This is a genomic window from Stenotrophomonas sp. YJH_SMC_80 (assembly GCF_059372495.1).
This window is the reverse complement of sequence record NZ_JCAFVP010000004.1, coordinates 82466-107809: the sequence shown is the minus strand read 5'-3', so window position 1 is coordinate 107809 and position 25344 is coordinate 82466. Positions and strand designations below refer to the sequence as shown.

The 25344-nt window shown below is 67.4% G+C and carries 23 protein-coding genes; 11 read left to right on the top strand and 12 right to left on the bottom strand.

Features of this window, described 5'->3' with window-relative positions:
- Positions 1-35: 35 nt before the first annotated feature.
- Complete coding sequence (locus AC5P99_RS08825) at positions 36-767, top strand: sel1 repeat family protein (protein ID WP_495213056.1); 732 nt, start codon at positions 36-38, stop codon at positions 765-767.
- A gap of 9 nt (positions 768-776) precedes the next feature.
- Complete coding sequence (locus AC5P99_RS08820; RefSeq protein ID WP_005407490.1) at positions 777-1397, top strand: thymidine kinase; 621 nt, start codon at positions 777-779, stop codon at positions 1395-1397.
- A 547-nt stretch (positions 1398-1944) separates the two neighbouring features.
- Here the strand turns inward: AC5P99_RS08820 and AC5P99_RS08815 are convergent.
- The 4 genes from AC5P99_RS08815 to AC5P99_RS08800 all read right to left on the bottom strand — a co-directional run bounded on the left by AC5P99_RS08815 (position 1945) and on the right by AC5P99_RS08800 (position 6019).
- The gene (locus tag AC5P99_RS08815) at positions 1945-3549 is read right to left on the bottom strand and encodes an OpgD/OpgG family glucan biosynthesis protein (RefSeq protein WP_012478684.1); all 1605 of its coding nucleotides are present in this window, start codon (positions 3547-3549) and stop codon (positions 1945-1947) included.
- Between the two features lie 106 nt (positions 3550-3655).
- A complete protein-coding gene (mutM, locus tag AC5P99_RS08810) occupies positions 3656-4468 on the bottom strand; it encodes a bifunctional DNA-formamidopyrimidine glycosylase/DNA-(apurinic or apyrimidinic site) lyase (RefSeq protein WP_005407488.1) in 813 nt (270 codons plus the stop codon).
- Positions 4469-4487: 19 nt separating this feature from the next.
- On the bottom strand, positions 4488-4820 hold the full coding sequence (locus AC5P99_RS08805) for an EF-hand domain-containing protein (protein ID WP_043035298.1): 333 nt from the start codon (positions 4818-4820) through the stop codon (positions 4488-4490).
- The gene (locus AC5P99_RS08800; RefSeq protein WP_495213055.1) at positions 4817-6019 is read right to left on the bottom strand and encodes a DesA family fatty acid desaturase; all 1203 of its coding nucleotides are present in this window, start codon (positions 6017-6019) and stop codon (positions 4817-4819) included. Before AC5P99_RS08800 ends, AC5P99_RS08805 begins: the two co-directional genes overlap by 4 nt.
- A 151-nt stretch (positions 6020-6170) precedes the next feature.
- Here AC5P99_RS08800 and AC5P99_RS08795 point away from each other — a divergent pair, with 151 nt between their 5' ends.
- The gene (locus AC5P99_RS08795) at positions 6171-6992 is read left to right on the top strand and encodes an ABC transporter ATP-binding protein (RefSeq protein ID WP_495213054.1); all 822 of its coding nucleotides are present in this window, start codon (positions 6171-6173) and stop codon (positions 6990-6992) included.
- Between the two features lie 269 nt (positions 6993-7261).
- On the opposite strand, the gene AC5P99_RS08790 is transcribed toward AC5P99_RS08795, so the two are convergent.
- Both AC5P99_RS08790 and AC5P99_RS08785 read right to left on the bottom strand, forming a co-directional pair.
- The gene (locus tag AC5P99_RS08790; RefSeq protein ID WP_495213053.1) at positions 7262-8464 is read right to left on the bottom strand and encodes a DUF4785 domain-containing protein; all 1203 of its coding nucleotides are present in this window, start codon (positions 8462-8464) and stop codon (positions 7262-7264) included.
- 11 nt (positions 8465-8475) lie between these two features.
- Positions 8476-9354: a lipase family protein gene (locus AC5P99_RS08785; RefSeq protein ID WP_005411808.1), complete on the bottom strand. Its 879-nt coding sequence runs from the start codon at positions 9352-9354 to the stop codon at positions 8476-8478.
- Positions 9355-9616: 262 nt separating this feature from the next.
- Here AC5P99_RS08785 and AC5P99_RS08780 point away from each other — a divergent pair, with 262 nt between their 5' ends.
- Positions 9617-10456, top strand: coding sequence for an acid phosphatase (locus AC5P99_RS08780; protein ID WP_005411807.1), 840 nt, complete (start codon positions 9617-9619; stop codon positions 10454-10456).
- 112 nt (positions 10457-10568) lie between these two features.
- Here the strand turns inward: AC5P99_RS08780 and AC5P99_RS08775 are convergent, their stop codons facing one another.
- Positions 10569-12839: a TonB-dependent receptor gene (locus AC5P99_RS08775; protein ID WP_495213052.1), complete on the bottom strand. Its 2271-nt coding sequence runs from the start codon at positions 12837-12839 to the stop codon at positions 10569-10571.
- Between the two features lie 158 nt (positions 12840-12997).
- Between AC5P99_RS08775 and AC5P99_RS08770 the strand changes: the two genes are divergently transcribed.
- Both AC5P99_RS08770 and AC5P99_RS08765 read left to right on the top strand, forming a co-directional pair.
- Positions 12998-14014, top strand: coding sequence for a TIGR00266 family protein (locus AC5P99_RS08770; protein ID WP_049449735.1), 1017 nt, complete (start codon positions 12998-13000; stop codon positions 14012-14014).
- Between the two features lie 234 nt (positions 14015-14248).
- The gene (locus AC5P99_RS08765) at positions 14249-15241 is read left to right on the top strand and encodes a patatin-like phospholipase family protein (protein ID WP_495213051.1); all 993 of its coding nucleotides are present in this window, start codon (positions 14249-14251) and stop codon (positions 15239-15241) included.
- Positions 15242-15280: 39 nt separating this feature from the next.
- On the opposite strand, the gene AC5P99_RS08760 is transcribed toward AC5P99_RS08765, so the two are convergent.
- The gene (locus AC5P99_RS08760) at positions 15281-15766 is read right to left on the bottom strand and encodes an Lrp/AsnC family transcriptional regulator (protein ID WP_005411782.1); all 486 of its coding nucleotides are present in this window, start codon (positions 15764-15766) and stop codon (positions 15281-15283) included.
- 125 nt (positions 15767-15891) lie between these two features.
- Between AC5P99_RS08760 and phhA the strand changes: the two genes are divergently transcribed.
- A complete protein-coding gene (gene phhA / locus AC5P99_RS08755) occupies positions 15892-16785 on the top strand; it encodes a phenylalanine 4-monooxygenase (RefSeq protein ID WP_033833531.1) in 894 nt (297 codons plus the stop codon).
- Positions 16786-16895: 110 nt separating this feature from the next.
- Here phhA and AC5P99_RS08750 read toward each other — a convergent pair whose 3' ends face one another.
- Positions 16896-17951, bottom strand: a complete 1056-nt coding sequence (locus tag AC5P99_RS08750; RefSeq protein ID WP_231336669.1) for a LacI family DNA-binding transcriptional regulator — start codon at positions 17949-17951, stop codon at positions 16896-16898.
- Between the two features lie 238 nt (positions 17952-18189).
- On the opposite strand from AC5P99_RS08750, the gene AC5P99_RS08745 reads away from it, so the two are divergent.
- The 4 genes from AC5P99_RS08745 to AC5P99_RS08730 all read left to right on the top strand — a co-directional run bounded on the left by AC5P99_RS08745 (position 18190) and on the right by AC5P99_RS08730 (position 21255).
- Positions 18190-18780, top strand: a complete 591-nt coding sequence (locus tag AC5P99_RS08745; protein WP_005411799.1) for a cysteine dioxygenase family protein — start codon at positions 18190-18192, stop codon at positions 18778-18780.
- A 113-nt stretch (positions 18781-18893) separates the two neighbouring features.
- Entirely contained in the window at positions 18894-19532 is a 639-nt protein-coding gene (gene eda / locus AC5P99_RS08740; RefSeq protein WP_049450082.1) for a bifunctional 4-hydroxy-2-oxoglutarate aldolase/2-dehydro-3-deoxy-phosphogluconate aldolase, read from the top strand.
- 96 nt (positions 19533-19628) lie between these two features.
- The gene (adhP, locus tag AC5P99_RS08735; protein ID WP_461292380.1) at positions 19629-20657 is read left to right on the top strand and encodes an alcohol dehydrogenase AdhP; all 1029 of its coding nucleotides are present in this window, start codon (positions 19629-19631) and stop codon (positions 20655-20657) included.
- 205 nt (positions 20658-20862) lie between these two features.
- Positions 20863-21255 (top strand): hypothetical protein, encoded by a 393-nt coding sequence (locus tag AC5P99_RS08730; RefSeq protein WP_005411776.1) that lies wholly within the window; start codon positions 20863-20865, stop codon positions 21253-21255.
- 71 nt (positions 21256-21326) lie between these two features.
- Here AC5P99_RS08730 and ligD read toward each other — a convergent pair whose 3' ends face one another.
- The 3 genes from ligD to AC5P99_RS08715 form a co-directional block, all read right to left on the bottom strand.
- Positions 21327-23813: a DNA ligase D gene (gene ligD, locus AC5P99_RS08725; protein ID WP_495213050.1), complete on the bottom strand. Its 2487-nt coding sequence runs from the start codon at positions 23811-23813 to the stop codon at positions 21327-21329.
- A gap of 3 nt (positions 23814-23816) precedes the next feature.
- Positions 23817-24737 (bottom strand): non-homologous end joining protein Ku, encoded by a 921-nt coding sequence (gene ku, locus AC5P99_RS08720; protein ID WP_005411774.1) that lies wholly within the window; start codon positions 24735-24737, stop codon positions 23817-23819.
- A 164-nt stretch (positions 24738-24901) separates the two neighbouring features.
- Positions 24902-25300: a hypothetical protein gene (locus AC5P99_RS08715; RefSeq protein WP_088435810.1), complete on the bottom strand. Its 399-nt coding sequence runs from the start codon at positions 25298-25300 to the stop codon at positions 24902-24904.
- Between the last annotated feature and the right edge of the window lie 44 nt (positions 25301-25344).

Genomic DNA, 25344 nt, shown 5'->3' with positions numbered 1-25344 from the left:
CGTATTCCATGGTCATTGCCAGGAGGGCGAATCATATGAAAGCGAAGCAAGCTCCACTCTTCTGCCTGCTGCTGGGCCTGTCGATGGCCGCTGCCGTGACCGCCAGGGAATGCCCGGTGGAGGCCCCGCGGCAGATCCCGCCAACCGTCCTGACCGGAGGCTTCTTCGATGCCCATCCGGACCTGTTCTGGCGCAGCATGGCCCAGCGGGCCGAACGGGACAGACAGCCCGCCAGGGCGCTGGACTACTACAAGCGTTCGGCGCGCTACGCCGACAAGTTCTCCCAGGCCATGGTGGCGCGGCTGTACCAGGAGGGCGTCGGTACCCGGGCCGATCCGGTGATGGCCTACATCTGGATGGACCTGGCCGCCGAGCGCATGTATCACGACTTCCTGGTGCTGCGGGAGCACTACTGGGCACGCCTGGACGCACTGCAGCAGGCACAGGCGATCGAGCGCGGCCAGCAGGTCTATGCCGACTATGGCGACCGCGTGGCCAAGCCTCGCATGGAGCGCGCCCTCAGGGACGGCCGCCAGCAGATCACCGGCAGCCGCCTCGGTTACGTGAGCTCCGGCCTGATCGTCGTCCAGCGCCGCGGCAACGAGCAGGGCATCGTGACGCCGGGCAGCATCGTCTACGACAACGACTACTGGCGCGCCGCCGACTACTGGTGCCTGCAGGACAACTACTGGCGCCCCGCGCTGACCCCCAGCGTCGAGATAGGACGGCCGGACGCGGTCCGCGACGACAAGGCGGTGGACGACTAGAATTGGGCGATGGCCAAGCTCTATTTCTACTATTCGGCGATGAACGCCGGCAAGACCACGACCCTGCTGCAGAGCGCGCACAACTACCGCGAACGCGGCATGCGGGTGGCGATCCTGACCCCGCGCCTGGATGATCGTGCCGGCGCCGGCGTGGTGGCCTCGCGTATCGGCCTGCGTGCGGACGGCATGGCCTTCGACCGTGACACGGACCTGCAGCACTGGGTCGAACAGGACCTGGCCGCCAACGGCCCGATGGGCTGCGTGCTGGTGGATGAAGCGCAGTTCCTCACGCGCGCACAGGTCTGGCAGCTCAGCGAGGTGGTCGACCAGCTGCGCATTCCGGTGCTGTGCTACGGCCTGCGCACCGATTTCCGCGGCGAGCTGTTCGAGGGCAGCCAGTACCTGCTGGCCTGGGCCGACGAGATGCAGGAGATCAAGACCATCTGCCACAGCGGCAAGAAGGCAACGATGACGGTACGCGTGGACGAACATGGCCATGCGGTGAAGGATGGCCCGCAGGTGGAGATCGGTGGCAACGACCGCTACGTGTCGGTCAGCCGTGCCGAGTTCAAGAAGATCACCCGCGGTGAAGGGCGGATCGATCCGGCGCAGGCGCCCCTGCCGCTGTAAAGGGTGTTCTTTTGCAGGGCTTGCAGCCCTGCACCCGCGGTAGTGCCGGCCGCTGGCCGGCAACAGCAACAGCAAGAGCTGACATTGCGTGTGATGGCGGGGCGGTGTCGGACTGCGGGGACGCTGCAAGTACGTCCCTGTAAGCTTGGCAGCCGCATCCATGCGGCTGACACCCCGCACTCCGACACCGCCCCACCTCTGACAGTTTCACGCGGCTGTTGGTGGGTGCCGACCGTTGGTCGGCACATCTGTCAGATATCGAAATTCATCTATCGAAATTCATCTGGGGTCAGAGCCCGTTGCGCAGCAACGGGATCCGACCCCGTGCTCCGACAGATCGCGGAGGTCTGTCGAAGGCGGGGTGGGTCCGGTGGCGGGAGTGTCCGCGGCATGGATGCCGCGGCCAAGCCCCCATGGACGGGTTTACGGCGTCTCCCGCCACCGGACCCGCCCCGCCTACCCTCAGGAAACCAGCTTCTGCTTCGGCTGTTGCTGTTGCTTTGGCCTCGGCAGGTGCAGGGCTGCAAGCCCTGCAATCCCAAACCACTCAGTACAGCGTGCGCTCCGGCGCACCCGCCGGCGGCGGGGTGTATTGGTACAGCCAGGTCTCGGTCAGGGTCTTGCCGCCACTGCGCAGGAACAGGCGGATGTCGATCTGCTCGGTACTGCCCTCCGGCGGCACCAGGTCGAACATCGCGCGGTAGCCGTTGATCTCGCGCAGCGGACGCGCCGACACGATCTCGACCCGGCCGCGGCTGGCTTCCACCACCGCCTCGACCTCGCCCTTGTCGATCAGCCTGGCCAGCTCGCCACCTTCGAAGTCCACCGCGAAGCGCCAGCTGAAGTACTCGCGCTTCTTGCCGACCACGCCGCCCAGGCCGGTGCGGCTGGCCACGCAGTGCGCCAGCGGCGGCCGTGCCGGCGGTTCGGCACCCCAGTACAGGCGGTAGCCGACCAGCAGTTCCTGGCCCGGCTGCGGTTTTTCCTTCGGGTTCCAGAACGCCACGATGTTGTCGAAGGTCTCGTCCACGGTGGGGATCTCCACCAGCTGCACCGAGCCCTCGCCCCATTCGCCCTTCGGCTCCACCCACAGGCACGGGCGCTTCTCGTAGAACACGCCGTCATCCTGGTAGTGGTCGAAGTTGCGGTCCCGCTGCAGCAGGCCGAAGCCGCGCGGGTTGCGGTCCACGAACATGTTGAAGCGCAGGTTGCGCGGGTTCAGCAGCGGCCTCCAGATCCATTCGCCGGCACCGGTCCACAGCGACAGGCCGTCGGTGTCGTGGATCTCCGGGCGCCAGTCCCAGGCCATGCGGCGGTCGTTCTCGCCCACCTGGTACATGCTGGTGCACGGGGCGATGCCCAACCGCTCGATCGCCTTGCGCGGGTACAGCGCGCTGTCGATGTCCATCAGCAGCACGTCGCCATTGGTGATCGCGAAGCGATAGGCGCCGGCCACGCTGGGCGAATCCAGCAGGCCGTAGACCACGATCGTGTCCGAATCAGCCGAGGGTTGTTCCAGGTAATAGGCGATGAAGTCCGGGAATTCCTCCGGCTTGCCCATGCCGGTATCGATTGCCAGGCCACGCGCGGACTGGCCGTACTGGCCTTCCTTGCCGACCGCGCGGAAGTAGCTGGCGCCGAGGAAGGCGGCGAAATCGCGATCGGTGTCCTTGCGGGTGTTCAGGCGGAAACCGGCGAAGCCGAGATCGGCCGGCAGCTCGCCGTCCTTGATGCCGCTCTTGCCGTAGTTGAAGGCCGCGCCGTCATAGGCCAGCTCCTGCGCCTTGCCGTCGACCACGTCGAACATGCGCACCGGCGAATGGAAGTACAGGCCCAGGTGGAAGAACTTGGCCTGGAACTTGCCCGGCTGGTCGGCCCACAGCGCATGGTCCTGGCGGTAACCGATCGACTGGTACTGGTCCCAGTCCAGCCCTTCCAGGCGGCCCGGCAGCACCCGCTTGTGGCTCTTGTAGGGCGCCTGTGCCAGCGCGCGGGCCTGGCCCTTCAGGGTGGCGAAGTCGAACGGCTGCGGTTGGCCGAGGCGGCGCAGGCCCATCTGGCCGCTCCTGCTGGCCGCGCACGCGGGCAGGGACGGCAGGCCGAATGCAGCCAGGGCGAGGGAGGCATTGCGGATGAAGTCGCGTCGTTGCATGCAGGCGCGTCAGGCACAGAGGGGAAGGTCGGCCATCATAGGCAGACAAACGTTAACGGGCAGCGGAGACGTGCCCTGCCCGTTCAGCTGCCGCTGGCCGCCCGCCTCAGCGCTGGCAGTGGCTGCACCAGACGCTGGCGCGCTGGCCGATGGTGGCGTGCTTCAGCGCGCGGCCACAGTTCGGGCACGGCAGCCCGTCACGGCCGTACACCAGCAGTTCCTGCTCGAAGTAACCCGGCGCGCCATCGGGGCTGATGAAGTCACGCAGGGTGGTGCCACCACGGGTGATGGCGTAGCCGAGGATCTCCTTCACCGCATCGGCCAGCCGCTGGTAGCGCTCGCGCGAGATTTTCCCAGCCTCGCGCAGCGGACTGATGCCGGCCTTGAACAGGCTCTCGGCGGCGTAGATGTTGCCCACGCCCACCACCACCGCCTGGTCCATCAGGAAGGTCTTCACCGGCGCGCTGCGGCCACGGCTGCGGGCGAACAGGTAGTCCCCGTCGAAGGCATCGTCCAGCGGCTCCGGGCCCAGCCCCTGCAGCAGCGGGTGGACTTCGCCGGCCGGCTGCCACAGCAGGCTGCCGAAGCGGCGCGGGTCGTTGAAGCGCAACAGGCGGCCGTTGTCCAGGCTGATATCCACATGGTCGTGCGCGCGCAGCGGGGTATCGCCGGGCAGCACACGCAGGCTGCCGGACATGCCCAGGTGCAGCACGGCGCTGCCGATGGCGGTGTCCAGCAGCAGGTACTTGGCGCGACGGCGGATGTCCTCGATGCGCTGCCCCGGCAGCAGCTCGGCCACTTCCGGCGGAATCGGCCAGCGCAGGTCGGCGCGGCGCAGGATCACGCCGTGCACGCGGCGGCCCTGCAGGTGCGGCGCCAGGCCGCGGCGGGTGGTTTCGACTTCGGGCAGTTCAGGCATGAACCGATTCTACGCCCGCTCAGCGTGGCGGCGCCGCCAGTTCACGGGCATCCAGGACACCATCACCGTTGGCATCCTGCTTATGGAAGCGCTGCACGATCACCTGCCGCTGCTGCTCGCGGCGGATCGCCCTGCCCTTGCCACCGGGTAGCTCGTCGGCGCTCAGCACGCCATCGCCATTGCGGTCCATGCGGTCGAAGGCATACAGCATCCACTGCACGTACTCGGCCTCGCTGACCTTGCCGTCGCCATCGCTGTCCATCCGCTGCAGGTAGCTGGCGGTATCGGTGACCTGGGCCAGCGCCGCACCCGGCAGCAGCACCGCCAGCAGAACGCCGTACCCTGCCCTCACGCGCCCACCAGGCTGTAGCCCTTCAATCGCGCAGCGTAGGCCTGCAGCGCCGCGATTCCGCTTTCCTCGGCCTCGCGGCACCAGGCCTGCAGCTGGTGCAGGCGCTCGGCGGCATCGTGGCCGCGGGCCTCGAGCAGCGCCGCCAACCGCGCGCGGTACTCGACCAGGGTGCGGATGCGCGGGCGCTGTGCCACCCATTCGCTGAGCTGGGCACGACTGTCCGGCTTCAGCCAGCGGCCATCGTTGACCAGGCCACGGCGCAGCCGGCGCGGCAGCAGGCGCCGCAGCTTGGCCCCAGCGTGGGCGGCTTCCTCGCGCAGGGCCGGCATGAACACGTTGCGCTGGTAGTCGGTCATCGCCTGGAAGCGGTGCGAGAGCAGCGCCTTCAGGGTCTCGGCATCGGGCACGGCGATGTTCGGGCGTACGTCCATGGCCGGTGCAACGCGAAGCACCTTGGCCAGACGCAGCGCCTGCAGCAGGCGGATCGCACTCCAGCCGATGTCGAACTCCCAGCGCCGCATCGCGAAGCGCGCCGAGCTGGGGAAGGCATGATGGTTGTTGTGCAGCTCCTCACCACCGATCCAGAACCCCCACGGCGTCAGGTTCGTGGAGGTATCGGCCGATTCGTAGTTGCGGTAGCCCCACCAGTGGCCCAGGCCATTGACCACGCCGGCCGCCCAGAACGGGATCCACGCCATCTGGATCGCCCACAGGGCCACGCCGGGCAGGCCGAACAGCACGCTGTTGATCGCCAGCAGCAGCACCGGGCCCAGCGTGGCGTGCGGGGTATACAAATGGCGCTCGATCGCATCATCCGGGGTACCGCGCCCGTACTGATCGATGTCCGCGCGCATGCCGCGTGCCTCCCGGTACAGCTCCACGCCGTGCCAGAACACCTTGTCGATGCCGCGGGTGACCGGGCTGTGCGGGTCGTCCTCGGTCTCCACCTTGGCGTGGTGCTTGCGGTGGATGGCCACCCACTCGCGGGTGATCATCGAGGTGGTCAGCCACAGCCAGAAACGGAACACGTGGGCCAGCGCCGGGTGGAAATCGACGCCGCGATGGGCCTGGCTGCGGTGCAGGTACAGGGTCACCGAGAAGATGGTGATCTGGGTGAAGACCAGCAGCACGCCCAGCATGGCCCACCAGCCGAGGCCGAGCACACCACCGGTCAACAGGGACATCAGGGCATCGGGCATGGCGGCTCTCCGTATCGACGCGGGGATGGCAGACATCATGGGCGCTTGCGTTGCAAACTGCATCCCTGCGGCGGTGATTGCCACCGTCATCCGTGGCACCGTTCACAGTTGGGGACCTGAGTTGTCGAGCCTTGATCCACGCGCCAGCACCATGACCGCCGCCCCGCCCCTGGCGGAGCTGCCCCCCTTGATCGAACTGGACCGCGCCACCGTGGTGCGCGGCCAGGTGAAGGTGCTGCACGGGCTCAGCCTGCGCATTGCGCAGGGCCAGCACACCGCCCTGCTCGGCCCCAACGGCTGCGGCAAGTCGACCTTCATCAAGCTGATCACCCGCGAACTGTATCCCCTTGCACAGGGAGACGGCTCGGTGGCGGTGAAGGTGCTGGGCCAGAACCGCTGGCAGGTGGACCGGCTGCGTTCGCAGCTGGGCATCGTCACCGGCGACCTCAGCAGCAACCTGGCCGACATGCCCGGGCTGACCGTGGAACAGGCGGTGCTGTCCGGCTTCTTCGCCAGCTACGTGGTGCCGGCCTTCCGCGAAGTGACCGCCAACATGCGCACGCGCGTCGGCGAGACACTGGCGATGACCGGCGCCCTGTCCCTGCGCGAACGCGCCTATGCCGAGCTGTCGGCCGGCGAGACCCGCCGCGTGCTGATCGCCCGCGCGCTGGTCAACCGGCCGCAGGCACTGCTGCTGGACGAACCCTCCACCGGGCTGGACCTGGTCGCCCGCGAGCAGCTGGTGGCGACCATGCGGGTGCTGGCGCAGCAGGGCATCACCCTGGTGCTGGTGACCCACCACATCGAAGAGATCATTCCCGAGATCGAACGCGTGGTGCTGCTGCGCGACGGCCGTGTGCTGGCTGATGGCACCCGCGCCGAACTGCTGCGCAGCGCGCCGCTGTCGGCGGTGTTCGGTGGCGCGATCACCGTGTGCGAGCAGGAAGGCCGGCTGACCGCGTACGCGGGGTGAGGCGGAGCCCTCGGAGGAAACAAGGAGCCTGGAAACCGGCGGGCCTGGGAGACCGACGGCGGTAGAGTCGACTGTTGGTCGACTATCGCGCGCAGCGCGGGATCTTTGCGATCCAGGCGAAAGGCAGTCGACTAACAGTCGACTCTACCCCGTCGTGGTGTCATTCCCGTCGTGGTGTCATTCCCGCCGTCACGCCATTCCCGTCGCGATGCCATTCCGTCGCCATGCCGGTGCAGCGGGCCGGATGTTCCGGCCCGCCACCGCCTTGCTCAGAACCTCAACGCCAGCGCGCGTGACTCGATCGGTGCCATCCGGCTCTGATCCTGCAGCTGCAGGTCGCGCAACTCGTACGGCGCACCGAACCCAACCGGCAACGCGGCCTGGTCGAACGGCAGCACCAGCTGGCCCGCGCCCGGTCCATCGAACCACGCGGCCGCGTGCGCCTGCGCCACCGGCTTCAGCTGGCCATCGCGGCCGGTGGCATACAACGTGCCACGCGCCTCGTAACGACCGGCGGCGGCCACCTGCAGCGGCAGCGCTACCTGGCGGCTGGCCGGGTCCGGTGCCGCCTGGCCACTGAAGCGCGCAGTGGGCCGCGCCACCGCGAAGGCCACCTTGCCATCGCGCAGCACACCATCGGCCTGGGCGAACACCTGCAGTTCCCACAGCCCCTGCACGTTGCCGACATCAGCCGGAATCCGCACCTGCGCACGCAGGGCACCATCGGTGGTGCGCAGCAACCGCTGCGGCCAGCTGCGGCCATCGGGCGCGACCAGCAGGGCTTCACCGCCCAGGCCGCCACGACGCGAGGCCAGCTGCGCGGTGTTGGCGCCGTCTTCCAGCAGGCGTGCCTGCAACTGCACGTTGCCACCGGCCAGCACCTGCGCCTGGTTGGCCTGCACTTCCAGCCGCAGCGGGCTGTTCGGCTCCAGCACCTGCACCACGTAGCGACCCTGTGCCTGCGCGCTCTGCAGCGTGTACGCACCGGCGGCACCGGTCGCGCCGGTGCGCAGCATGCTGCTGCCATCCCTCACCGGCATGCCGGCCTGCTGCAGCGCGCGCGCGTCGACACTGCGGGCCACGCTGCTGCGGCCCGCCGGGTCGCGCACTTGCAACGCATTCGCCGGCACTGCCCGCGCGCCTTCGGCCGGGCTCAGCTGGATCACCGCGTCGGGCGCCGTCAGCGGCAACTCCAGGCCGCGTTGCAGCTGGGCGCCATCGACCTGCTGCCAGTAGCTGCGGCTGACCGAGGCATACGGCGTAGCCGCCTGCAGCGATTGCGCCGGGTCCAAGGCCCAGGCAAAGGACAGCGGCGCGCGTTCGCTGTCATCGGCCGGCATCGGCGCGGCAACCAGCGCCGCGGGCACCTGATCGCCTGCGCGGACGGCCTGCAGTGGCTGCGCGGCCTGCGCTGCGGAAAGGGACAGTACTGCCAGCACGGCGCCGGCCAGCAGGGTGGATTGAATCGTCATGGTCGTCTCCCTCACTGGGTCAGGTCGTTGCGCAGCAGGGTGCCGAGGCCGAAGCACTCGCGGCGGCTCTGGTTGTGGCTGAGCGGTTCTGCGCCCTGGGTACGCGCCTTGTCAGTGAACCAGGTGGTGCCGGCGGCCTTCTGGCTGCTGCACTCCAGGAAGCCATCGGAGCAGGACGACAGCCAGTTCTGGGTGAACTCCAGGCCGACGTTGGCGGCATAGCCGCCGCAGTAACTGTTGCTGTCCCACACCGCCGATTCCACGTCGCTGCCGACCACCGCGCGGAACGGCTTGGGCAGCGCCGGGCGACCGGCCGTGCCATACAGGTTCTGCGCGTTGTAGGTGGCCATGCTCGCCACCTGCTGCTGGCGCACCGCGTCGTTCTTGTAGCCCAGCAGCCAGCCCAGCGAGGTTTCAAAGGTGTTGCCGTTGAGTACCGCATCGGCCAACGGCGTACCCGCCGAGGAAGGTGCCAGCGCGGTGACCTTGCGCACCGTGCGGATGATCTTCGGATAGCGGCTGTCGTAGGTCGGGTTGGACAGGATCCAGCGCACCACGTTGCCGCCGTTGGAATGGGTGATCACCACCAGCTGGGTGATGCCACGGCTGTCGATGAAGCTGGTCAGCTGGTTGGCCAGGCAACCGGCAGCTTCGGGCTTCCACATGTACTGGGTGAAGTCACAGTTGATGACCACGTAGTTGCTGCTGTTCGGCAGGCCCTGGCGCACGGTGTCGATGATCGCCGGCTGCCAGTAGTCCTGGGTGGCGTTGGTCTGCGCGCCGGTGCCATGCACGAAGGCCACGCCGACCACGTCGGCGGCCTGCGCCTGCGCTGTTGCAAGCCCGAGGAGCAGGGCCAGGACGGTACTTCCTGTTGCGGTGCTGCGCATCGCTTCTCTCCCTCTGTCTTCGGATCCCCCCGACCCGGCTGGAACTGGACGGCCCTGGCGCTTGCCGTTGTGCCGATGCTCGCGGTGCAGCGGCGTGAAAGTCCGTGCGCTGCGCCCGGAATCAGGAGACTGACGTCAAACGATGACGCTTTTCATATCGCGACAATGACCATGCCGGGTCTGGCCGTATGACCGATGGCCACTGCAGTGTCGTATGGGGGCTGCGATCATGGCGCGTTGTTTTCCCTCCCGGAGCCTGTCCATGTCGCTGATTTCCCACCCTGCCCGCCCGCTGCTCGGCCTTGCCGTCGTCGCGGCCCTGGCCGGCTGTGCCGCCACCGCCACCAAGCCGACCGCCGTCGAAGCCAACATCACCACCAAGGCGGTGGGTTATCTGGACAAGAGCGCGGTTCCAGCCAGCCTCGACCTGGTACCGGCTCCACCGGTGGCCGGTTCGGCCGCGCTCGCCCTGGACGAGCAGGTCAGCCGTGAAGCCCGCGCGCTGCGTGGCAGCCCGCGCTTCGCCCAGGCCGGTGTCGATGCGGAACTCGGTTTCCCCGAGGGCGCCAACCACTTCTCCTGCGCCGCCGACATCGACGTCGATGCGGTGAAGACCCCGGCGCTGTATCGCCTGCTGGAGCGCAGCCGGATCGACGCCAGTGCGGCGACCAAGGCAGCCAAGAACCACTACCAGCGCCCGCGCCCGTTCATGGTCAACGGTGAACCGACCTGCTCGCCGAAGGACGAGGAAGGTCTGCGCAAGAACGGTTCCTACCCGTCCGGCCACACCTCGATCGGTTGGGCCTGGGCACTGATCCTGTCCGAGATCGCGCCGGACCGCGCCGATGCCATCCAGGCCCGTGGCCGCAACTACGGCGAGAGCCGCCTGGTCTGCAACGTGCACTGGCAGAGCGACATCCTCGAAGGCCGCTTCATGGGCGCCGCCGCGGTGGCCCGCCTGCACGACAACGCTGCATTCAACAAGGACCTGCTGGCCGCACGCAAGGAAATCGCCGCCGCACGCAAGGCCGGCCTGCACTCCAGCCGCGATTGCACTACCGAGAATGCGGTGCTGAAGGTGCGCCCGCAGAGCGCGCTGTAAGCGCGCGCCGGATCACTCGTTGCCGGCCAGCGGCCGGCACTACCAATGGGCGTAAGGAAGAAGGGCCGGCATTGCGCCGGCCCTTCTTCATTGCATCAACGCAGCCACCGCATCAGAACTTCGCGGTGAACTCCACGCCCCAGGTACGCGGCTCGTTGAGGAAGCCGGTCAGGTTGTTGAAGTCGATCGCACCGACCACGCGGGTCTGGTTGGTCAGGTTGCGGCCGAACACGGCTACGTCGTACTGGCCGTAATCCCAGTTGTAGCCCAGGCGCAGGCCGCCTTCGAGCGAACTACGGCCGCGGAATTCCGGCGACTCGTAGATGAAGAAGTTCACCGCGCTGCGGTAGGCCCAGTCCGTGTAGGCGTACAGCTCGCTGCCATCGCTGAGCGGGAAGCCCACGCGCAGGGTCGCGTTGTGGATCCACTTCGGCGCCTGCGGCAGCGGGTTGCCGTTCACCAGCGCATAGGTCTGGCCGTTGATCACCGTGGTCGGGTCGTTGATGGTGCAGCCACCGCCGCAGATCGCCACCGCCAGATCCTTGTCCTTGATCTCGGTGTCGTTGTAGCTGCTGCCGAAGGTCAGCAGGACGTTGTCGGCCAGGTAGGCTTCCAGGTCCAGTTCCACGCCCTGGCCGATGGTCTTGTCGGCGTTGAGCAGGGTGGCGGTGTTGTTGCTGCCACCCACCGCGATCAGCTGCTGGCCATCGACGTTGTAGCGGAACACGCTCAGGCCCAGGCGCGCGCGGCGCTCGAACAGGTCGGCCTTGATGCCGGCTTCATACGAGATGACCTTCTCCGAATCGGCCTGCGACAGGCCCGGCGCGAAGGCCAGGCGGCCCTGGATCGACGGTGCGCGGAAACCCTTGGCCACGCGGGCGTAGGCGTTGATGTCGTCGGTCAGCTTGTAGACGCCGCTGACATCCCAGCTGACGTCGTTGACGTCGGTGTTGGCCAGGTACGGGCCGCTGACCGGGGTGCCGAACGGAACGGCCTGCAGCACGCTGGCGCTGAAGTCCTTCTTGTCCTGGGTGTAGCGCACGCCGGCGCGCAGCTTGAAGCGATCGGTGACATCGAAGTCGCCCGAAGCGAACACCGCCCACGCCTTGTTGCGCTGGTTCTGCACCACGTGGCCGGTCTGTGGATTGCCCGGGGTCAGCGAGTCGTAGTTGAAGTTGTTGATGGTCACGTCTTCATCGAAGTAGAAGACGCCGGCCTGCCAGTCGAAGCGGCCCCACTCGTTGGACTCGATCCGCACTTCCTGCGTCCACTGGCGGTGGTGCGGCAGGCCGTCGGCCGACTCCGACGAGAATGGAATCAGGCCCGGGCCGTAGTTGCCGGCACCGAGGAAGGCCGCACCGTAGCCGCCGTCGATGTCGCCACGGTTGAGCGATTCGGCGGTCTCGTAGCCGGTGATCGAATGCAACGTCACCGAGTCGAGGTTCCACTGCAGGCGCGCGCTGCCGCCCCAGGTTTCCAGGTCGGAGAAGTTGACGCCGTCGTTGGCCACCTTGTCGCGGTCGAAGTTCTCGACCAGCGAATTGCCACCCTTCTGGATGATGTTGGCGCGGAACAGGCGGGCGGTGCCGTTGAGCTTGCGCTTGTGCAGGTTGAACAGCGCTTCGAAGTCGTCGCCTTCGTACAGGAACTGCACGCGGCCGGCGGCTTCGTCATAGCCTTCGAAACCACTGTTGGGGGCACCGGCGCGGGTGTTGTCGACCCAGTCATCGCGGCGCTGGTAGATCGCCGAGACACGTGCCGACCAGCGGTCGGTCAGCGGGCCGCCGTAGGCGCCCTGCACGTTCCAGCTGTTGTAGCTGCCGTAGCCCACGCGCACGTAGCCGTCGGCATCCTGCGACGGTCGCGCCGAATCGAACTTGACCACGCCGGCCGGGGTATTGCGGCCGAACAGCGTGCCCTGCGGGCCACGCAGCACTTCCACGTTGGCCAGGTCGAACAGCGGGAAGCCCTTCAGCAGCGGGCTTTCCTGCACCACGTCGTCATACACCAGCGACACCGGCTGCGAAGCATTGAGGTCGAAATCGGTGTTGCCCAGGCCGCGGATGTAGAAGCGCGGGAAGGCACGGCCGTAGGACGACTCGATGTTGAGGCTGGGCACGCGCGCGGCCAGGAAGCGGATGTCATCGCCGGCCGAGCCGAGCACATCCAGCTTCTCGCCCTGGATCGCGCTCAGTGCGACCGGTACGTCCTTGGCGTTCTCGACGCGGCGCTGCGCGGTCACCTGCAGGGCATCGAGGGCAACCGGATCCTTGGCGGCGGGGGTTTCCTGAGCGGCTGCTACCAGCGGCAGCAGGGCGGAAAGAGCGGCAACGAGGGGGCGCGCGACCGGAAGGCGGCCACGGGAAGTACGGGTCGGGGACATGGCGGTAGGCTGTGTTTGGAGGGGTGGTAAAACGGCGCTACCAGATAATTGTTGCAATACAGCACCTACGCCGCAAATGCCCGCCGTTCATGGCCCCGTCGCCGGCGCCCCCGGGCGCTCGCTAGACTCGGGGTTTCCAACGCGACGGACCCGCCGCCATGACCCAGTGGTACTTCCATGCCTCCGCCCAGGCCGAGCGCATCGGCCCGCTTGATGACGAGGCCGCGCGCCGCTACGCGCAGGCCAATCCGCGCGCGCTGGCCTGGTGCCAGGGCATGAGCGGGTGGACACCGATCGCCGAGGTGGCCGAGCTGCAGGCGGCGGCCCCGGGCATGCCCAACACCCCACCGCCGGTCCCCGCCGGCGCCAGCAGCCGCGCCGACGACATCGAGTTCCGCATCGTCGGCCATGAAATGCAGTTCGTGGAGATCGAGCTCGACCCCGGCGAGAGCGCCATCGCCGAGGCCGGCGCATTGATGTTCAAGGACGCCACGGTACAGATGGACACGGTGTTCGGCGCCGCCAACGGCGACCAGGGCGGCGGCTTCATGGGCAAGGTGATGGCCGCCGGCAAGCGCGTGCTGACCGGCGAGAGCCTGTTCGCCACCGTCTACACGCAGAGCGGGCACGGCAAGGGCAAGGTCGCCTTCGCTGCGCCCTACCCGGGCACGGTGCTGGCGATGAAACTGGACCAGCACGGCGGCCGCCTGATCTGCCAGAAGGACAGCTTCCTGGCCGGTGCGCGCGGCGTGCAGATCGGCGTGCAGTTCCAGCGCAAGATCATGACCGGCCTGTTCGGTGGTGAGGGTTTCATCATGCAGAAGCTGGAAGGCGACGGCTGGGTGTTCATCCACGCCGGCGGCTGCGTGGTGGAACGCGAGCTGGCTGCCGGCGAGCGCCTGGACGTGGATACCGGCTGCGTGGTGGCCTACCACCCGACCGTGGACATGGACGTGCGCCGTGTTGCGGGCATCAAGAGCATGCTGTTCGGCGGCGAGGGCGTGTTCCTGGCCACGCTGACCGGCCCAGGCAAGGTCTGGCTGCAGTCGCTGCCGTTCTCGCGCCTGGCCGGCCGCATGTGGATGGCCGCGCCGCAGGGCGGTGGCCAGAACCGCGGCGAGGGTTCGGTACTGGGCGGCCTGGGCCGGATGCTGGACGGCGACAACCGCTTCTGACCGCCTCCGGTCGTGCCGGCCGCTGGCCGGCAGCCCCATGGACCTTGGCGCGCATCCCGGTAGTGCCGGCCGCTGGCCGGCAACCCCATGGACCGTTGCCAGTTTCCCTATGGTTGCCGGCCAGCGGCCGGCACTACCTTTATGAATGGGCGATATTTCCCACCCTGCCCGCCCCGCCACGGCTTCGGTATGCTGGCGCCCTTTCCTGAATCCGGCGCCGCGAGCGCACTGCCGATGAGCCTGTTCCGCACCCGCATGCTGCTGTCCGTCGCCCTGATCGGCCTGCTGGCCGGCTGCGGTGGCGATCCGGTCCGCCCTACGCCGCCGCCGGCGCCGACCGTGGTGCCCCAGGCCAAGCCGGTGAAGATCGGCATCGCACTCGGCGGTGGCGCGGCCAAGGGCTTTGCCCACATCGGCGTGATCAAGATGCTGGAGGCCAATGGCTTCGAACCGGCGGTGGTGTCCGGCACCAGTGCCGGCAGCGTGGTCGGCGCGCTGTACGCCAGCGGCATGGACGCGTTCCAGATGCAGAGCAAGGCGGTGGCGCTGGATGAAGCCAGCATCCGCGACGTGCGGCTGTTCTCCGGTGGCCTGGTGCAGGGCCAGAAGCTGCAGGACTACGTCAACGAACAGGTTGCCAACCGTCCGGCCGAACGCCTGAAGAAGCCGTTCGCCGCCGTCGCCACCCAGCTGGAAACCGGCGAGCGGGCGATCTTCGTGCGCGGCAACGTCGGCCAGGCGGTGCGTGCGTCGAGCAGCATTCCCGGCGTGTTCGAACCGGTGAAGATCGGTGGTCGCAACTACATCGATGGCGGTGTGGTCAGCCCGGTGCCGGTGGATGCCGCGCGCCAGCTCGGCGCCGACTTCGTGATCGCCGTGGACATCTCCAGCAAGGCCAGCGGCAAGGCGCCGACCGACATGCTGGGCATCGTCAACCAGTCCATCTCGATCATGGGCCAGCGCCTGGGCGAACAGGAACTGGCACGCGCCGACATCGTCATCCGGCCGAAGGTGCTGGACATCGGCGCTGCCGATTTCAGCCAGCGCGGCACGGCGATCCTGGAAGGCGAAAAGGCCGCGATGGCCGCGATGCCGCAGATCCGCGCCAGGATCCAGCAGCTGCAGCGCGCACGCGCCGCCGCAGCGGCACCGGCACCGGTAGCCGCACCGAAGTGCGAGGAAGCCTCGCGCCTGGGCAAGCTGATGGGCCGCAAGGACAAGTGCTGATCCCTTGATGCCTGGCCACCGGGCATGCCCGGTGGCCGCTCAGGACTCCAGCTGCGAAAGCGGCAGTGCCTGGAAGCCCTTCACCGTGCGCAGCACGAAGCTGGAATTGGCATCGGCCACGCCACCGGCGTTGAGCAACCGGTCCAGCAGGAAGCGCGAGAAGTGCTCCAGGTCGCGCACGTAGACGTGCAGCAGGTAGTCCATGTCGCCGGTCAGCGCATGGCAGGCCACCACCTCGTCCCACGCTTGCACGCTGTCCACGAAGTGGCCGATGGCGGCCTGGTCGTGCTTTTCCAGCTGCACGCGCACGAAGGCCTGCAGGCCCAGCCGCAGCTGCCGCGGCTCCAGCCGCGCGCCATAGCCGACGATCACACCCTCGCTTTCCAGCCGCTGCAACCGCCGCAGGCAGGCCGAAGGCGAAAGATTCACCCGCGCCGCCAGTTCGGCGTTGGTGGCGCGCCCATCCCGCTGGATTTCAGCCAGCAGGCGTATATCCGTGCGATCAAACTGGACTTCTCCGGCCATTGTTGCCCCGCAACATGGTGAGTACGCAAGGATATTGCGCCAACAGGGCCAACGGGCGCAACTTTTGCAACCCTGTTGCGCGTGCTCTGCCCTAGCATCGTAGGCATCCCGTCAAGGAGTGCCCCATGGACCTCGCCCAGCCCCGCCGCGTCGAACACCAGCAGACCGACAAGGGCTACGTGCCGGTGTACACCACCGCGCTCGTCGAGCAGCCGTGGGACACCTATACCGCCGACGACCACGCCACCTGGAGCACGCTGTACCAGCGCCAGCGCGAGCTGCTGGTCGGCCGCGCCTGCCAGGAGTTCCTGGATGCACAGGACGAGATGGGCATGAGCGCGCACATGATTCCGCGCTTCGACCAGCTCAATGAAGTACTCGGCGCCGCCACCGGCTGGACCCTGGTCGGCGTTGAAGGCCTGCTGCCGGAACTGGATTTCTTCGACCACCTGGCCAATCGCCGTTTTCCGGTGACCTGGTGGATCCGTCGCCCGGACCAGATTGATTACATCGCCGAGCCGGACCTGTTCCACGATCTGTTCGGCCACGTGCCGCTGCTGATGAACCCGGTGTTCGCCGACTACATGGAGGCGTACGGCCGTGGCGGCGTCAAAGCCCACGCGATCGGCCCGGATGCACTGCAGAACCTGACCCGCCTGTACTGGTACACGGTGGAGTTCGGCCTGATCGATACGCCCGAAGGCCTGCGCATCTACGGCGCCGGCATCGTGTCGTCGAAGGGCGAGTCGCTGTACTCGCTGGAATCGGCCGCGCCCAACCGCATCGGTTTCGACCTGCAGCGGATCATGCGCACGAAGTACCGCATCGACACTTTCCAGAAGACCTACTTCGTCATCGACAGCTTCGAACAGCTGATGCAGGCGACGTCGCCGGACTTCACCCCGATCTACGCGGCACTGGCCAGCCAGGCGCATCTGCCGGCCGGTGACGTGCAGGGCGATGACCGCGTGTTCCAGAAGGGCACCGGCGAAGGCTGGGCCGACGGCGGCGACGTGTAAGCACACGGCGTACAGCGCTTCGCATTGAAAGGAGAACGGCGCACCTGGATGCGCCGTTTTCGTTGTTGCCTGCCTGCGCCATTGCAGCGGCGCAGGCGAGGGCAGGGCACTCAGGCGTCCACGGCGCGGCAGGAACCGCGCACCATCAACTGCGGATGCACGCTGGCTGCGGTCGGCGCATCCGGCACGTCGGCCTGCACCAGCATCGACGCGGCCACGCGGCCGATATCGGACACATGGCGACGCACCGAGGTCAGCGGCGGCCACAGCCGCGAGGCCAGCGGGCTGTCGTCGTAGCTGACGATCGACAGCTGCTGTGGCACGGCAATACCCGCACGCAGCGCGACCTGGTAGACACCAGCCGCCATCTCGTCATTGCCGGCGAAGATCGCACTGGGGCGGCGTTCCCCCAGCAGCAACCGTTCGGCGGCATGCACGCCGGATTCGAAGGTGTCGCCCGCTTCCAGCACGCGCTCGCCCGGCAAGGTCAGCCCCACCTGGGCCAACCGGTCAAGGAAGCCATGGGTACGCTCACGCGCCGCGCGCCGGTCACCCGGTCCGGCGATCACCGCGATGTCGCGGTGGCCGAGCGAGAGCAGGTAGCCCGCTGCTGCTGCCGCGCCATCGCGATCGTGGGTGACCACCGCCTGCACGTCTTCTTCCGACGCATGCGCGTTGATCCGCACGTAGCGGCAGTCGATGTCGTCCAGCATCTGCGCGAGTGCAACCGATTCGGATGCACGCGGGCCGAGGATCACCCCATGCAGCTTCTGCTGCTGCACGAAGCGGCGCACGCCCTGCGCGCACTCCGGGTCCTGGCTGTCGCAGGGATGCACCACCAGCTCATAGCCGGTGCCGCGCAGCGCTTCCAGCGCGCCGTGCTGCAGGTCGACAATGCATTGGGCGCCGGGGTCGTCGTACACCAGCCCGATCAGGAAGGAACGGCGGAACGCGAGTCCGCGCGCCAGGGGGTCGGGCACGTAACCGACCTCGCGCATCAACGCCTCGACCTTGTCGCGGGTGTCTTTGCGCACCAGCGGCGAGTTGTTGATGATTCTTGAAACCGTTTTCTTGGAAACTCCCGACAGTCGTGCGATGTCGTTGATCGTGGCAGCCTTGCCTTTCGATGCCGGCAACGCGGCATCGCTCATATTTCGCACTGACATGTATAGAACCAGGTAAGTCGGAGAATTCTAGCCTTGCGCCCGTTGGGCGCGAAGTTGCGGAATGTCGCAGCTGGAGCGGCACAGACCGCGTTCGACACGTTCCACCGCGTGAGGTTCCATTGTGATCGCTCTACTGCGTTTGCATCTGAACCGTTTTTCACGCGTGCTTGCCATGAATGCGGGTGCCACGCGCGCGAACACCAACATTCCCTTAACCATGCTCCGCTACAGTCGGGGCATGGACCTGCAGACTTCTCCGTTTCCGGCGTTCCGTGGCCGCGACCGGTTGATCGCCGCAGTCGACGCGGCGATGACCTCCGGTGATGCCGGGCGCATCACCGCCGACCTGCAGCTGGCGCTGCAGGAAGCCATCGCGGACAGCCGCATCGAGCTACCCGAATGCGTGCACCGTCCGGTCAGTGATCATTACGCGCGACGCCCGCTGTACCACAGCCAGGAACACGGCTACAGCGTGATTGCCATGAGCTGGGGCCCAGGGCAGGGCACGCCGCTGCACGACCACGATGCCATGTGGTGTGTGGAGGGCGTGTGGTTGGGGGAACTGGAGATCACCCGTTACGAGCTGCTGGAGTGCGCCGGCGAACGCTGGCGCTTCCGACGCCACGCCGCGCTGCGCGGCGGCTGCGGCAGCGCCGGCAGCCTCATTCCACCTCACGAATACCACACCCTGCGCAATGCCAGCGATGAAGCCCTGGCCATTTCGGTGCATGTATACGAAGCGCCGATGGAGCGTTCCGCGGTGTTCGACCCGCTTGGGGGTGACTGGTACCAGCGCCGCATCCAGGCACTGCAGGCCGACGCAGTCTGAATCCGCCGCAGGGCAGGGTACCAGCACCTTCGCAGCGCGCATGGCATCATGCGCCGCTGCGCTGCCGGACCCGGCGGCGATCCGCGATGCCCCATCGGGCAAGGAGCAAGACCATGTCCAGCGCTGATCCGCGCCTGCGCGCGCTGTTGAAGCTGGCACCGGTGATTCCGGTGTACACCCCCGAAGATGTGAATGAGGCGGTCGAAGTGGCCCAGGCGCTGTTCCGCGGCGGCCTGCCGGTGATCGAAGTGACGCTGCGCACGCCGCAGGCGCTGGATGCGATCAAGGCCATGGTCGAAGCCGTGCCCGATGCTGTCATCGGCGCCGGCACCGTGCTCAACGTCACGCAGATGCAGGCGGCGAAGCAGGCCGGCGCGCGCTTCGCGGTGTCGCCGGGTGCAACGCCGGCGCTGTATGCCGCCGCACGCGATGCCGACCTGCCGTACCTGCCCGGTGCCGCCACCGCCTCGGACCTGATCCTGGGCCTGGAGCAGGGCACGGACACCTTCAAATTCTTCCCGGCGGTGCAGGCCGGTGGCGCTGCGTTGCTGGCGGCCTGGCACGGCCCGTTTGCCGACGTGCGCTTCTGCCCGACCGGTGGCATCAGCGCGCAGACCGCGCCGCAGTTCCTGCACCTGCCCAACGTGCTGTGCGTGGGCGGCTCGTGGCTGACCACCCCGGCGCTGCTGCAGACCCGTGACTGGGACGCCATCGAACGACTGGCGCGCGAAGCATCGGTGCTGGCCAGCTGAACCTGCTGCACGGATCTTCAAAGGTTTGATCGTGATCAAAGCGCCGGCCTCGAGCCGGCGTCATTCTGTGGGCAAGCGCACTGCGGAGATCCGAACATGCAATCCACCATGAAGGCCGCCGTCGTGCGCGAGTTCGGCAAGCCGCTGGTCATCGAGGAAGTCTCGGTACCGCGCCCGGGGGCGGGCGAGGTGCTGGTCAGGATCGAGGCCTGTGGCGTCTGCCACACCGACCTGCACGCCGCCGAGGGCGACTGGCCGGTGAAACCGAACCCGCCATTCATCCCCGGCCACGAGGGCGTGGGGCACGTCGTGGCCGTGGGAGGCGGGGTAGGGCACGTCAAGGAAGGCGACAGGGTCGGCATCCCCTGGTTGTACTCGGCGTGTGGCCATTGCGAACACTGCCTGGGTGGCTGGGAAACGCTGTGCGAGACGCAGCGCAACACCGGCTACTCGGTCAACGGCGGCTTCGCCGAGTACGCACTGGCCGATGCCAACTATGTCGGCCTGCTTCCGAAGGAAGTGGGCTTCGTCGAGATCGCGCCGGTGCTGTGCGCCGGCGTGACCGTCTACAAGGGCCTGAAGGTGACCGACACCAAGCCCGGGGACTGGGTGGCGGTTTCCGGCATCGGTGGCCTGGGCCACATGGCGGTGCAGTACGCCCGTGCGATGGGCCTGAATGTGGCTGCGGTGGACGTGGACGACAACAAGCTGGGATTGGCCCGGCAGCTCGGCGCGCAGATCACCGTGAACGCGCGTACCACCGATCCGGCCGCATTCCTCAGGAAGGAGATCGGCGGCGCGCACGGCGCTCTGGTCACCGCAGTGTCGCCCAAGGCGTTCGAACAGGCTCTGGGCATGGTCCGCCGTGGCGGTACCGTTTCGCTCAACGGCCTGCCGCCCGGCAACTTCCCGCTGGACATCTTCGGCATGGTGCTCAACGGCATCACCGTGCGCGGCTCGATCGTCGGCACCCGGCTGGATCTGCAGGAGTCACTGCAGTTCGCCGCCGAAGGCAAGGTCGCAGCCACGGTCAGCACCGACCGCCTGGAAAACATCAACGACGTGTTCGCGCGCATGCACGCGGGCACCATCGAAGGCCGCGTGGTGCTCGACTTCGCCGCCTGACTGCCTGTGCATGGCCGCCGCTGCTCCGTACCCCTCTCCCACGGGCACGGCGGCCATGCCGATCCATCGGTAGTGCCGGCCGCTGGCCGGCAAACCCCAGTCGGTTTGGTAGTGCCGGCCGCTGGCCGGCAAACCCCAGTCGGTTCGGTAGTACCGGCCGCTGGCCGGCAACGCGGGCACTCTGTGGCAGCCGTACAATACGCGCATGCCTGGCCTGCTCAAGACCCTGTTCCTGTCCATCGTCGCCCTGATCGGCGGCGTGCTGTCGCTTGCGCTGGTCAGCAGCGTCGCCGGCTGGCTGCCGCCGTTGCTGGGCCTGTCGCCGGACAGCAACAGCGTGCAGCTGGGGTGGGACCTGGCCTTCAGCGTACTCGGTGGCGTCGCCGGCATTTCCTTCGCCACCTATTACGCACCGTGCTGGCCGCGTTCACATGGCTTCTCGATCTGGTCGCTGATCGCGCTGGGCTGTGGCTACGCGATGTGGACGGCGGGTGCGGACTTCCCGTTCTGGTTCGTCATTTCGCTGTTGGCATCGCTGCCGTTGCAGCTGCTGGTGGGCTGGTGGTTCGGCCGCCGCCCCTCGCGCGATCTGCGCTGAGCGCATGCAGGTCGTGCCGGCCGCGGGCCGGCAACCTCAGCCATCCTGCAGTTGCCGGCCAGCGGCCGGCACTACCGCTTCAGCGACGGCAGCGTCTGCTTCAGCCGCGCGATGCCCTGCCATGGGTCACCCTTCAGCCGCTTGGCGCGCGCCAGCGCCTTGGCCATCGGAAACGCGTCGGCCGCACTCACCCGGGCCAGTTCTTCCCAGCGCAGCGGCACCGCCACGCCGGCAGCATCGCGCGCGCGCAGCGACCACGAACACACGCTCGTGGCACCGCGTGTGTTGCGCAGCCAATCGATGAAGATCACGCCGCCGCGCTTGGCCTTGCTCATCGTCGCCACGTAGCGATCAGGCTGCTCCAGCGCCATTGCCTGCGCGAACGCCTCGCAGAACGCCTTGGCCTCGTCCCAGCCAGCCTTGGGCTGCAGCGGCACCACCACGTGCACGCCCTTGCCACCGGACAGCCGCACGAAGCTCTGCAGACCCACCTCCTGCAGGCGGTCACGGACATCGCGCGCAGCGGCCTTCACCTGTGCCCAGCTCACCCCTTCGCCGGGGTCAAGATCGAACACCAGACGATCCGGGTGCTCGGGATCGGCCACGGTCGCGCCCCACGGATGCAGCTCCAGGGTGTTCATCTGCACCAGCTGCAGCAGGCCCCGCGCATCGTCGACGTAGACGTAATCCTCGCGGCCGCTCTTCTGCTGCAGGGGTACCGCATGTACCGCGTCCCCCAGGCCGGGGCCATGGTGCTTCTGGAAGAAGCAGGCCTTGCCCACGCCGTCCGGGCAGCGCAGCAGTGACAGCGGACGTCCGGCAATCTCGGGCAGGATCCAGCGCGCCATGCGCTGGTAGTAATCGGCCACGTCACCCTTGCGCAGTTTCTGCCTTGGAAACACCACCCGCTCCGGATGAGTGATCTCGACCTCGCCTCCGGTTTCGGTATCTGCGGTGCTCATTCCCAAGTCCTCCTTCTGCTTGTCGCTGCGCAGTCGCTTGAAACTGGCCTGGCGCAGCAGGCCTTCCTTGCCCCAGCCACGAAAGGCCACCTCGGCAACCGCCACCGGCTTCACCCAGCGTACGCTGGCAGCGCGGAACGGCACATGCGCCGGCAGCTGCAGCACGGGCGTCTTCACCGCCAAGGGCTGCAGTGCCTTGAGGAGCGCGCGCAGGCTTTGGTCGTCGAAACCGGTGCCAACGCGGCCCACATAGCGCAAGCCGCCCTTGTCCGGCGTCGCCAGCAGCAGCGAGCCGAACCCCACCCGGGACCCCTTGGGTGCCGTGTAGCCGACAATCAGGAACTCATCGGTGTCTTCGTGCTTCACCTTCACCCAGCTGCGTGCGCGGGTATTCACGTACGGGGCATCCACCTGCTTGCTGACGATGCCTTCGAATCCGGCCTTGCCACTGGCATCGAACACCTGCGGGCCATGGTCGATCACGTGCTCGCTGAAGGCCAGGGTGCCAGGCGCCGGCCCAATGAGCTCTTTCAGGAGTGCTTTGCGCTCCAGCAACGGCGCACGACTGATATCCGCTCCAGCCACGCCCGGAAGATCGAACACGATGTAGCGCAGCGGTTGCTTCGAACCGCCGTCGATCACCCGCTGCAACGCTGCGAAGTCACTGCGTCCTTCCTTGTCCAGCACCACCAGTTCGCCGTCCAGGCGTGCATCGCGCACCGGCAGCGCCTGCACGGCCTGCACCACTTCGGGAAAATCATCGGTCCAATCCAGACCATTGCGGGAGCCCAGCTTGACCTCGCCATCGTGCAGATCAGCCAGCAGGCGATAGCCATCCCACTTGATTTCGTGAAGCCAGCGGTCGCCGTCCGGCGCACTGTCGCGATGATCGGTCAACTGCGGTCTGAATGCATGCGGGTAGGGTGCGTCACGTGCGCCGTGCAGTTGCAGCGCGCGTGCATGCCAGCGCACATCGGCCTTGCGTGTGGCCGTGCGTGCGACGGGTGCAGCTCGCGCCGTCTTGTCCGCGGAACGCTTCTTCGCCGCAGGTGTTCGTTTCGGCATCGGTGCCGTCAGCAGGTCATCCGCCTCCGCGTCGCGCGCTTCCCCGTCACCGCGCTTGATCAACAGCCACTGCACCTGGCGTCCTTTCATCGCGGTCCGCACCAGCTTCCAGCCACCGGCCAGGCGTTGTCCATGCAGCACGAAGTCGATCCTGCCCGCCGCCAGTGCCTGCAGTGGATCGCCTTCACAGGCCCAGGTGCCGTGATCGAAGACTTCCACGTGGCCCGCACCATAGTGGCCTTCAGGAATGTCTCCCTCGAAACCGGCGTAGGACAGCGGATGGTCTTCCACTTCCACGGCCAGCCGCTTTTCACCGACGCGCAGGGAAGGCCCCTTGGGCACCGCCCAGCTCTTCAGTACGCCGTCCATTTCCAGGCGGAAGTCATAGTGACGCGAGCTGGCATGGTGCAGCTGGATGACAAAGGTCGGCCGCTGCTTCGGGTCGCCCGGTGCGGGCGTGTCGTCGGGCTCCGTTGTCTGCCCGGCGCCACCGCCAAGCCGGCGTTTGCGCCGATACTGGTGCAACGACATGGCTCACCCCGCCTTGCGTCGGGGTGCGGTCTTCTTTGCAGCCTTCTTCGTTGTCTTCTTTGCGGCCTTCTTCACTGGCGACTTGGCGGCTGCTTTGCGCGTTGCGGCCTTCTTCGCTGGCGTTCGCTTGTTCGCATCCAGGCTCTTCTGCAGCAGCGCCATGAAGTCGACCACATTGGTGCTGGCGTCCTCGCGCGGTGCCGGCTCATCGTCCACCCGCGTGGTGCCGCCCTTGGATTTGATGCGCTTGTTCAATACCTGCTGCAGGCGCTCGCGGAATTCATCGTGGTACTGCGACGGATCCCAGTCGCCGGCCATCGACTCGATCAACTGCTCGGCCATCGCCGTTTCCTTGCTGGTGATGCGATAGTCGGACAGTTTGCCGGTGGGCAGCTTGTAGTCCTCGGGATCCACCAGTTCCTGCGGATAGCGCAGGATCATCAGCACCAGCGCGTCCTCATGCGGCATCACCGCGCACAGGTATTCGCGCGTACGCACCACCACCCGCGCGATGCCCACCTTGCCGGTGCTGCGCAACGTTTCGCGCAGCAGCACATAGCCCTTCTCGGCCTTCTTGCCGGGCACCAGCAGATACGGTTTCTCGTAATAGCGCGGGTCGATCTGCGCCGCATCCACGAATGATTCCACCTCCACCGCTTCGTGGCTTTCAGGCGCGGCCGAGCGGATATCACCTTCCTCCAGCACGACATAACTGCCCTTGTCGTACTCATAGGCTTTGACGATGTCCTTCCAGGGCACCTCCTCGCCGGTGTCGGCGTTGACCCGTTCGAAACGGATCGGCTTGCGGTCGCGGGAATCGAGCATGCGGAACTGCAGGTCGACCTTGCGTTCGCCGGACATCAGCGACACCGGCACGTTGAGCAGGCCAAACGACAGCGTGCCGGTCCAGATCGGGCGGGCCATGGGCGTACCTTTGGCGGGGCAGGGCATCCAGCTTCGGATGGGCGGTGTAAACCACCCGTGTCGATACCGTGCACGTGGGTTCTACGCAGATGCGGTAGTGCCGGCCGCTGGCCGGCAGAGCTCGCGGCCTGAAGTTTCCTGGGGTTGCCGGCCAGCGGCCGGCACTACTGCAGCAACGGCCTCACCGCCGCCGCCGGAATATGGTCCAGCGCGCGCCAGGCGTCTTCCACCACCGGCCGCGCCTGCGACCAGCCCAACCGTGACTGCCCGCGCATCTGTTCCCAGTGCTCGGCCAGTTCCTCGCAGGTATCGGCGGCATCACCGCGTGGCCAATCCGCAGCATGCGTGGTCAACGCGAAGGCATACACCGGGCATAGGTCGCGCCAGTTCCGGTGGCTCTGCCCGCGGCGCTCCTCGTAGTCGTTGAGCATGTACTGCAGGTAGTCCTGCGCCACCGCCTGGGGGTCTTCATGGCGACGCGTACGGCGCTGCGCGCTGCGCTGACCGAGCGGATCGAGCAGGGCGTTGAACACGGACGGTGCGGGTCGTTCAAGACGGGGCATGGCCGGCTCCTGCAGCGGGGGCGGGTGGGCAGGAATACGCGCGG